General features: G+C 67.3%; 11 protein-coding genes. 6 read left to right on the top strand and 5 right to left on the bottom strand.

The window, feature by feature from the left end:
* Nucleotides 1-565: 565 nt before the first annotated feature.
* Nucleotides 566-1,057 (bottom strand): DUF4188 domain-containing protein, encoded by a 492-nt coding sequence (locus B1818_RS18995; protein WP_078113659.1) that lies wholly within the window; start codon nucleotides 1,055-1,057, stop codon nucleotides 566-568.
* Between the two features lie 51 nt (nucleotides 1,058-1,108).
* On the opposite strand from B1818_RS18995, the gene B1818_RS18990 reads away from it, so the two are divergent.
* The 3 genes from B1818_RS18990 (at nucleotide 1,109) to B1818_RS18980 (ending at nucleotide 3,265) form a co-directional block, all read left to right on the top strand.
* A complete protein-coding gene (locus B1818_RS18990; protein ID WP_078113658.1) occupies nucleotides 1,109-1,705 on the top strand; it encodes a TetR/AcrR family transcriptional regulator in 597 nt (198 codons plus the stop codon).
* 72 nt (nucleotides 1,706-1,777) lie between these two features.
* A complete protein-coding gene (locus B1818_RS18985) occupies nucleotides 1,778-2,281 on the top strand; it encodes a MarR family winged helix-turn-helix transcriptional regulator (RefSeq protein ID WP_058253826.1) in 504 nt (167 codons plus the stop codon).
* A gap of 114 nt (nucleotides 2,282-2,395) precedes the next feature.
* The gene (locus B1818_RS18980) at nucleotides 2,396-3,265 is read left to right on the top strand and encodes a type IV toxin-antitoxin system AbiEi family antitoxin domain-containing protein (protein ID WP_078113657.1); all 870 of its coding nucleotides are present in this window, start codon (nucleotides 2,396-2,398) and stop codon (nucleotides 3,263-3,265) included.
* A 69-nt stretch (nucleotides 3,266-3,334) separates the two neighbouring features.
* Here the strand turns inward: B1818_RS18980 and mmsB are convergent, their stop codons facing one another.
* The 3 genes from mmsB to B1818_RS18965 all read right to left on the bottom strand — a co-directional run bounded on the left by mmsB (nucleotide 3,335) and on the right by B1818_RS18965 (nucleotide 7,004).
* Nucleotides 3,335-4,204, bottom strand: a complete 870-nt coding sequence (mmsB, locus tag B1818_RS18975; protein WP_078113642.1) for a 3-hydroxyisobutyrate dehydrogenase — start codon at nucleotides 4,202-4,204, stop codon at nucleotides 3,335-3,337.
* Nucleotides 4,205-4,283: 79 nt separating this feature from the next.
* Nucleotides 4,284-5,465 (bottom strand): acyl-CoA dehydrogenase family protein, encoded by a 1,182-nt coding sequence (locus tag B1818_RS18970; protein WP_078113641.1) that lies wholly within the window; start codon nucleotides 5,463-5,465, stop codon nucleotides 4,284-4,286.
* Between the two features lie 6 nt (nucleotides 5,466-5,471).
* Nucleotides 5,472-7,004 (bottom strand): CoA-acylating methylmalonate-semialdehyde dehydrogenase, encoded by a 1,533-nt coding sequence (locus B1818_RS18965; RefSeq protein WP_078113656.1) that lies wholly within the window; start codon nucleotides 7,002-7,004, stop codon nucleotides 5,472-5,474.
* 157 nt (nucleotides 7,005-7,161) lie between these two features.
* Between B1818_RS18965 and B1818_RS18960 the strand changes: the two genes are divergently transcribed.
* Entirely contained in the window at nucleotides 7,162-7,602 is a 441-nt protein-coding gene (locus B1818_RS18960; protein ID WP_058253830.1) for a flavodoxin domain-containing protein, read from the top strand.
* Between the two features lie 25 nt (nucleotides 7,603-7,627).
* On the opposite strand, the gene B1818_RS18955 is transcribed toward B1818_RS18960, so the two are convergent.
* Nucleotides 7,628-8,545, bottom strand: coding sequence for a DMT family transporter (locus B1818_RS18955; RefSeq protein ID WP_078113640.1), 918 nt, complete (start codon nucleotides 8,543-8,545; stop codon nucleotides 7,628-7,630).
* A 115-nt stretch (nucleotides 8,546-8,660) separates the two neighbouring features.
* Here B1818_RS18955 and B1818_RS18950 point away from each other — a divergent pair, with 115 nt between their 5' ends.
* Together B1818_RS18950 and B1818_RS18945 are read left to right on the top strand one after the other, a co-directional pair.
* On the top strand, nucleotides 8,661-8,954 hold the full coding sequence (locus B1818_RS18950) for a hypothetical protein (RefSeq protein WP_058253832.1): 294 nt from the start codon (nucleotides 8,661-8,663) through the stop codon (nucleotides 8,952-8,954).
* Nucleotides 8,951-9,445, top strand: a complete 495-nt coding sequence (locus B1818_RS18945; protein WP_078113639.1) for a histidine phosphatase family protein — start codon at nucleotides 8,951-8,953, stop codon at nucleotides 9,443-9,445. Before B1818_RS18950 ends, B1818_RS18945 begins: the two co-directional genes overlap by 4 nt.
* Nucleotides 9,446-9,448: the final 3 nt, after the last annotated feature.

Genomic DNA, 9,448 nt, shown 5'->3' with positions numbered 1-9,448 from the left:
ATGGACAATTCACAACCCGCGCGAGATCAAGCCAGATAAGCCCCCCTGGAGAGCTGTCGCCCCGTCGACAAATCGGACCATACTCCCGATTAACTTTCGCCGACATCCCTTTTCGGCAAAGGTAAAACGTCAGTAAAGTCGAAGTAATGACCAGCGATAAAACGTCTCAGAATGGTCACGGAGAATTCGATGGTTCATTCGGATGAGTTTTCCGAAAGGCGTGGATTTTCGCCCGTGTCTCTGATTTTCAGATCAACTCTTTCGAAGAGCGAATGTGGATTCATTACTCACACGGAGGCTGTCGAACCACAAGCAGCAGTTGTTCTTTGGGGCGACCGATCAATCGGTCCATCACGCCCTTCTCACGCAAATCGCCCAGAATGGACGGATCATCTTTAGGTGTCATTGCTAACGAATTGTTTATCCATGTTCAGCGTTTGGCGCCGAACCGGACCATCGGGAAACCGGCCCCGATGTCGACGACTCGGAACCAGATGATCGTCGACGTCATTCGCTGAGACGACACGACTGATGAATGAGAAAAAGCGAACGCAACTGCCCTGGGTCAGCCACGTTGCGGGGCCGGCCGGTTGCGCGTCAACCGAGCCGAGGCGGTTGCGGTCCCCGGCCCCACGGGGTGCCACCCGACCGCCCGGGCCAGGCCCTGCGGGGGCATCCCGCTCGAGATGGTCTCGTGTTCGCCGATGACATAGGTCTCGTGCCAGATCCCGACCGAATCGGTGTCGGCGAGCTCGCGATTGAACCACCGCCACATGGACAGATGCGGGGCGTCGGGGTCGGACGCGAACCGTCGGAGATCGTCGGCGCTGCGCCAGTACGACAACACCATCGGCGAACCGCCCAGATAGAGGCGCGCGTCGAGCATGCCCGCATCCGGTCGGCGCCGGAGGTGGATCAGCATCCGGGACATCGACGTCAGCACCGGCAGCCAGGCGCGGACCCGCCAGGGTCGCGTCACCCGCATCCCGATCAAGAACACCGTCGTGCCCGGGGGCGGGGTGTCGTTGGTCATGCGGGCGGCTCGGCGAGCGGACATGAGACCTCCAGGACGTTTCGTAACGTTGTTACGAAACGATGTTATGAAACGATTGCGGACATGGCAAGACCCCGATCCCACACCGAAGACGTCCGTGTCCGGCTCCTCGACGAGGCGGTTCGCATGGTGGCCGCCGAGGGCATCGGTGCGCTGTCGGTGCGGGAGGTCGCTCGCGCCGCCGACACCTCCACCACCGCCGTCTACTCGCTGTTCGGCAACAAGGAGGGCCTGTCCCGGGCGATCCTGGTGCGGGCCTTCGATTCGTTCGCGCGGGCCCAGCGCTCCGCGAGCGTCGCCGCAACCGACCCGGCGACGCTCGCCGGCCTAGGGGTCGCCTACGTCGGGTGGGCGCTCGAGAATCCGCGCCTCTACGAGCTGATGTTCGGGGACGTGCTCGCCGGGGTCGAGCGCACCGAGGAAACCCGCTCGGCCGCGACCCGTGCGATCACGCCGTTGCGCGAGGGAGTCGAGCGAGCCATCTCCTCGGGCGCACTCCGCGCCGCGGACATCGACACCGTCGTCGCATCGTTGTGGGCACAGGTGCACGGGACCGCGACGCTGCTCCTGTCCGGCAACTACCCGGCCGGCGCCGACCCGATGGCCGCGGCGACGGCCATCATCGACGGATGGCGAACTCCTGGTGCCTGACCGGCCGGACGAGGGCACGCGCACCATCGGTACGTCTCGCCTCCTTCGGAGACACCCCACTAGGGTGTCGGTATGGCAGGGCGCAGCATGGATTTCGACCCCATCGCCGAAGCACGGGAGAACTGGACCCAGGCGGGGTGGGGCGAGGTGGCCGACGGCATGGTCGCGGTGACGTCGGTGATGCGCGCCCATCAGATCCTGCTCGCCCGTGTCGAGGCCGCCCTGCGTCCGTTCGATCTCAGCTTCTCCCGCTTCGAACTGCTCCGACTGCTGGCGTTCTCGCGTCAAGGGTCCCTGCCGATCACCAAGGCCAGTGACCGGCTCCAGGTCCACGTGACCAGCGTGACTCACGCGATCCGTCGCCTCGAGGAGGGCGGGCTCGTCCGCCGCGTCCCGCACCCCACCGATGGACGTACCACGCTCGTCGAGATCACCGACCTCGGCCGCAAGACGGTGGGCGACGCCACGGAGACCCTCAACCGCGAGGTGTTCGGCAACGTCGGCATGTCCGATGACGAGATGACCGGCCTCGTCGGCGCCATCCAATCACTCCGCAAGCACAACGGGGACTTCTGAATCGGCGCGCGGAATCCGTATGACGTCGTGCCCGGAATCCGGGTTCGACGTCATACGGATTCGCATAGCTGCTCGGCGATGGAACCACGCGGCGATCGGCAGCGTCGAAACTCCATGGACCTCACCGAAATGACCGCCCGCCGGGACGGCGTGTTCTCCACCAGAGAAGCGCGCGACTGCGGGGTGAGCTCGTCGACGATCCAACGCAAAGTCGCCGCCGGGGAGTGGAAATCGATAGCACGCGGGGTGTACCTCGTCGCCGGGCACCACCGCACAGCCCGGGCTCAAGCCCGCATCGCGGTCCTGTCGGTGCACAACATGGCGGTACTCGGCGGACCAGCGGCCGCCTGGTGGCTCGGACTGCACGACACCGAACCCCGAAAACACCTCGTCTACACCCCGACCCGCGGCAGCGCCCGACGCTCGTCCGCGACCGCGGTGGTCAGGTTTCGGCGACTACACGACGACGACATCACCGAGCATCAAGGTCTCCGAACAACGAGCGCCGCGCTGACCGTCCTCGACGCCTCCCTCGACCTCGGGATCAGCATCCTCGATTCAGCACTACTCAGCACCCGCGTCACCCTCGACGCTCTCCGCGCCGCCCACGACCGCTACCCCAACCGGCACGGAGCACCGCGCGTCGCTGCCTATCTGAAACTCCTCGGCGACGGAGCACGATCGGAAGCCGAACGACTCACCACCGAACTGCTGACTGCCGCTGGGATCTCCGGCTGGATGCCGAACATGCCCGCCTACGGCTACGTCATCGATTTCGCCTTTCCCGACAGGAAGGTCGCAGTCGAAATCGACGGCTTCTCCTTCCACCGCGACGCCGCGGCCTTCCAGCGCGACCGCACCAAGCGCAACCTGCTCACCGCCAACGAATGGACTGTCCTCAACTTCACGTGGACCGACCTCGTCGACCGGCCCGCCCAGGTCGCCGCGGACGTCAGGGCCGTGCTCCGACGAGCGGCCGCCTGAAACGCGTATGACGTTGTGCCCGGAAACCGGGCACAACGTCATACGGATCTCGTGAGGTCGGCGAACGACCTAGTGCAGCGACGTGATGATCGCGCTGAAGTCGAGGTCCGCGTGCTGTTCGGCGAAGCCGCGGTAGAGCTGTGCGGCGTGGGTACCCAGCGGCGCACGGGCGCCGGTGCTGGCGACGGCGTCCATCGCGAGACCGAGGTCCTTGTTCATCAGGGCGGTCGCGAAACCCGGCTTGAAGTCGTTGTTCGCCGGCGAGGTCGGGACCGGCCCGGGGACGGGGCAGTTGGTCTCGACGGCCCAGCAGTTGCCCGTGGCGCCGGTGATCACGTCGTAGAGCGCCTGGTCGTCGAGGCCCAGCTTCTGGGCGAGCACGAAGGCCTCCCCCACCGCGATCTGCTGGACGGCGAGCACCATGTTGTTGCACACCTTGGCGGCCTGTCCCGCACCCGCGGCACCGCAGTGGATGATCTTGCCCGCCATCGGATCCAGGGTCGTGCGCGCTGCGGCGAAGGCCTCGTCCTCGCCGCCGACCATGAACGCCAGGGTGCCGGCGACCGCACCCTTCACCCCACCCGAGACCGGGGCGTCGACCTGTGCGAAGCCGTGCTCGGTGGCGCGCTGGTGGATGTCCCGCGCGTCGTCGACCGAGATCGTCGACGAGTCGATGAACAGGGCTCCGGTCGGAGTTGCCGGCAGGATCTCGTCATACAGCTTCTTCACGATGCCGCCGTTGGGCAGCATCGTCACCACGACCTCGGCGGCGGACACGGCCTCGATGGCGGCCGGGAAGGTCGCGATGCCGTTGTCCTGCGCGGTCTTCACCGCCTCGGGTACCGGATCGAAACCGCGGACGGTGTGACCGGCTTTCACCAGATTGGCGGCCATCGGGCCACCCATGTTGCCGAGGCCGAGGAAGGCGATCGTCGTCATTGTCTCTGCTTCCTACGAAAGTGGTTGTCTAAAGCGAAGTGTCAGCCCTTCGAGGCTCGTCGCTAACGCTCCTCGCACCTCAGGGGGCGAGGGACCGGTAGCGGGTCGCGATCGAACGGCCGAGCACGACCCGCATGATCTCGTTGGTCCCCTCCAGGATGCGGTGCACACGGAGGTCGCGGACGATTTTCTCGATTCCGTACTCGGTGAGATACCCGTATCCGCCGTGCAGCTGTAGCGCCTGGTCGGCGACCTCGTAGCAGGTGTCGGTGACGAAACGCTTCGCCATCGCGCACTGTTCGACCTTGTCGGACGCGCCATCGTCGAGCGCCGTCGCCGCCTGCCACAACATGAGCCGGGACGCCTGCAGCGAGGTGGCCATGTCGGCGAGGGTGAACCGGATGGTCGGCTCGTCGATGAGCGCGTTGCCGAACGCGCGGCGACTCGCGACATAGGCCGCCGCCTTGTCGAAGGCGGCTTGCGCCCCACCGAGCGACGACGCCGCGATGTTGATGCGGCCGCCGTTCAGACCGTTCATGGCGATGCCGAACCCGATGCCCTCGGCGCCGCCGAGGAGGTTGCCCGCGGGCACCCGCACCTCGTCGAGGATGACCTGGGCGGTGGGCTGCGCATGCCAGCCCATCTTGTGCTCCTGGACCCCGAAACTCAGTCCGGGCGAATCCTTCTCGACCAAGAACGTGGAGATGCCCTTGGGTCCGGCGTCACCGGTGCGCGCCATGATGACGTAGAGGTCCGACGACCCGGCCCCGGAGATGAACTGTTTGACCCCGGTGAGCACGTACTCGTCGCCGGACCGCTCGGCACGCGTGGCGAGCGCCGCCGCGTCGGAGCCGGCACCCGGCTCGGTCAGGCAGTAGCTCGCCACCGTCTCCATCGTCGCCAGGCGCGGCACCCACGTCGAACGTTGTTCGTCGGTGCCGTACTCGTCGACCATCCACGTGCACATGTTGTGGATGGACAGGAACGACGCGACGGCCGGATCCGCGTACGCCAGTTGCTCGAAGATGCGCACCCCGTCGAGGCGTCGCAGACCGCTGCCGCCGGAATCCTCGGCACAGTAGATGGCACCCATCCCGAGTTCCGAGGCCTCACGCAACTCGTCGACCGGGAAGTGGTTCGTGGCATCCCATTCGAGCGCGAACGGCGCCAGTTTCTTGGCCGCGAAACCCGCCGCGGTCTCGACGATGACACGTTCGTCACCGTCGAGCCGGGCGAGTGCGGCGTCGGCGAAAGTCGTCAACGCCGATCAGTCCATCGTCGGGATGACGAACTCGGCGCCGTCCTTGATGCCCGACGGCCACCGCGTCGTGACCGTCTTGGTCTTGGTGTAGAACTGGATCGACGCCGGGCCGTGCTGGTTGAGGTCGCCGAAGCCCGAGCGCTTCCATCCGCCGAACGTGTAGTACGCCACCGGAACCGGGATCGGCACGTTCACACCGACCATGCCGACGTCGACCCGAGCGGTGAAGTCGCGGGCGGCGTCGCCGTCCTGGGTGAAGATCGCGACGCCGTTGCCGTACTGGTGATCCGACGCCAGGGCGAGGGCCTCCTCGTAGTCGCCGGCGCGCACGATCGACAGGACCGGTCCGAAGATCTCCTCGGTGTAGATGGTCATGTCCTTGGTGACGTGGTCGAACAGGGTCGGGCCGATGAAGAAGCCCTTCGAGATGTCCTCGTCGCCGAAGGTCTGCTCGTTGTTGGCGCGCTCACGTCCGTCGATGACGACCTCGGCACCCTCCTCGGCACCCTTGTCGATGAACCCGCGGACCCGCTCGAGAGCGGCGGCGGTGACCAGGGGGCCGTAGTCGGCCTTGGGGTCCAGGCTGTGACCGACGCGCAGTGCGTTGACCCGGTCGATCAGCTTGGCGCGCAACCGGTCTGCGGTCTGCTCGCCGACCGGGACCGCGACGCTGATCGCCATGCAGCGCTCACCGGCGCTGCCGTAGCCCGCACCGATCAGCGCGTCGACGACCTGGTCGAGGTTGGCGTCGGGCATGATGATCGCGTGGTTCTTGGCGCCACCGAAGCACTGTGAGCGCTTCCCGTGGGCGGCCGCGGTCGAGTAGATGTACTGCGCGATGTCGGAGCTGCCGACGAAGCCGAGGGCCTTGACGTCCGGGTGGGTCAGCAGCGCGTCGACCGCTTCCTTGTCGCCGTGGACGACCTGGAACACACCGTCGGGCAGGCCCGCCTCGGTGAACAGCTCGGCCAGCCGCACCGGCACGGACGGATCGCGCTCGCTGGGCTTGAGGATGAAGGCGTTGCCGCACGCGAGCGCCGGTCCGGCCTTCCACAGCGGGATCATCGCCGGGAAGTTGAACGGGGTGATGCCCGCGACGACACCGAGCGGCTGACGGATGGAGTGCACGTCGATGCCGCCGCCGGCACCCGCGGTGAACTCACCCTTGATGAGGTGCGGGATGCCGATCGCGAACTCGATCACCTCGACGCCGCGCTGGATGTCGCCGAGCGCATCGGCGTGGGTCTTGCCGTGCTCGAGCGACAGCGTGGTCGCGAGCTCATCGGCGTTCTTGTTGACCAGGTCGACGAACCGCATGAGGACGCGGGCGCGGCGCTGCGGGTTCCAGGCGGCCCACTCCTTCTGCGCGGCCGATGCGGTCGCGATCGCGGCGGAGACCTCGTCGGTCGACGCCAGCGGAACCTGAGACTGCACGGCGCCGGTGCTCGGATTGAAGACGTCAGCAAAGCGGCCGCCCTCGGCGGTGACGCGCTTGCCGTTCAGGTAGTGCGGGATCGAGGGGACAGCAGGAGCGGACACGGAGATCACCTTCGACTTCGTTGGGGGTATGGCCGGTGTCACCACATAGTAGGACATCCAAGTATTTCTTCCAACCCCTCTCAACTGGGATTTCGCCTCGGCGGGCGGGTTAGGCTACCCTCGCTTAGCGAAAACGCCGACGTCGAGAGGAGTTCACATGTCGGTCGTCATCCTCTACGGAACCGAAACCGGGAACGGTGAGCTCGTCGCCGACGCCATCGCCGACACGCTGGCCGCCGACCACGATCCGTCGATCTACGACATGAGCGAATACGCGGTCGAGGACCTCGACCCCGAGGACTTCCTCGTCATCGTGTGCTCGACGTACGGCGAAGGCGAGCTGCCGACTGGCGCCGAGCCCTTCGCCGACGAACTCGAGAGCGTGAACCCCGACCTCACCGGTCTCCGCTTCGCGGTCTTCGGTCTCGGGGACTCGATCTACGACACGTTCAACCGCGGCGGCGAGATCGTCGCCGAGATGCTCACCAAGCGCGGCGCGGTCCAGGTCGGCGAGCACGCCCGCCACGACAACTCCTCGCCCATCAAGCCGGCGAAACAGGCCGCCGAGTGGGCCGAGGGAATCTCCCAAGAGATCTGAGCACGCCTGACGTCGACGCGGCCGGTCAACTTGCTGGTCGCGACGTCGCGCCCGCCGCCGGGCCCGCGTCCGCTGCGGCGTCGGCTGCGGCGTCGGCTGCGGCGGACTCCTCCGCCGCCACGGCCTGCTCGTATCCGCGCACGGCCGACAGCTTCGCGAGTTCGCACACAGCGCGCACCATGATCGCGAGCACGATCCCCAGGAACAGCGCGGTCGGTACCGACACCTTCAGGTTCTCACCGAGCAGCAGCACACCGAGCACCATCGCGACGGCCGGCTCGGCGACGGTCATCGACGGGAACGACGTCTGCAGATCACCGGCGCCGAACCCCATCTGCTGGGCGAGGATGGCGCAGACCACCACCAGCACGAAGAGATAGATCTCGGGGTGGACGAAGGTACGCCAGAAGTGGTGCGTGATCTGGTAGATCACGGTCTTCACCAGCAACGCCGACACGCCGAACAGGATGCCGGCGACGAGCCCGTAGAACAGTGCCTTGTAGTGCGGACTCGAGCGGTGGGCGAGGATCACCAGCGCGACCACGACGCCGATGACCGCTCCCACGGTGCCCCACAGCAGGAGAGCATCGGGGCGTCGCATCGACGGTTCGGGACGCGCCACGATCAGGAACGTCACCACGCACGCGACGAGAACCCCGCCCCAGGCCCACTCGATGCGGGCCGGGTGCCGATGATCGGCCCACGCCTCGAGCGGAAGGGCGAACAGGACGGCGAGCACGACGAGCGGTTGCACGAGCAGGATGGAGCCGAGACCCAGTGCCGAGGCCTGCAAACCGAAGCCGCACAGCGCGATCGCCGCACCGGCCCACCATCCCGGGGTGATCGCACCGTTGACCCGGGAGGCGCGCTGGCGCAACACGGTACCGGCGGCGATCATCAACGCGGCCAGCACCGCGAGGAGCGCGGGTACCCAGGTGTGCACGATCCCCAGGGTAACGGCGGTGAGCCGCGGTCGCGGTCCCGGCCGGGGTCGTCCCGGGCGACATCGACGGTGTCGTAACACCAACGGCCTGCCCGGACAACGTAGATTCGAACCCATGCGTTATCGGTCAGATCTGGAACGACTGGCCACCCTCGACGCCGCCGCGATCGAGGTGGCCTGCACCGACTGCACCTCGGTGGGTGAGCTCATCGACTGTGCCGTGGACGAGTACCTGGAGTTCGACGTCGCCGCCGACGAGGCCGAGGCCCGCGGTCACGACGAACACGCGGCCTACCTCCGCCAGGAGGCCGCCGCCTGGCGCGCGACCGTGCGGGTCCTGCGGATGATCGGCGCCGAGTCGGGGTCCGAATCCGACGCCCGGGACCGCGGCCGGCACGGCGCCGCATGAGCCGGACCCGCACGCTGGTCCTGATGCGGCACGGCAAGTCGGGTTATCCGCCCGCGACGCCCGATCACGACCGTCCGCTGGCCGAGCGCGGCGATCGGCAGGCCGCCCTCGCCGGACGCTGGATGGCCGATGAGGGCCTGCGGATCGACGCGGTGCTGTGCTCGACATCGACGCGCACGCGGCAGACGCTCGCCCGAACCGGCATCGATGCGCCCGTGACCTTCGTCGAGGACATCTACGGCGGCGCGCCCGAGGAGATCCTGGAGGCCATCCGCGTCCACGCGCCCGCCGACGCGCGGACGGTCCTCGTCGTCGGCCACGAGCCCGGGATGCCGTCGACCGCGCTGACGCTCGATCCGCACGGCTACATCGAACGCTTCCCCACCTCGGCTTATGCGGTCGTCGGCATCTCCCACGAGTGGGACCGGATCGGGTTGGCCCCGGACCCCGAGGCCCACCTCGTCGGCGTGCGGATCCCACGCGAGGGGTGACCG

Origin of the sequence: Gordonia sp. IITR100 (assembly GCF_002009645.1) — a bacterium.
Lineage (GTDB): Bacteria > Actinomycetota > Actinomycetes > Mycobacteriales > Mycobacteriaceae > Gordonia > Gordonia hongkongensis.
The sequence above is the reverse complement of the archived record's forward strand: the minus strand, read 5'-3'. Positions and strand labels throughout refer to the sequence as shown.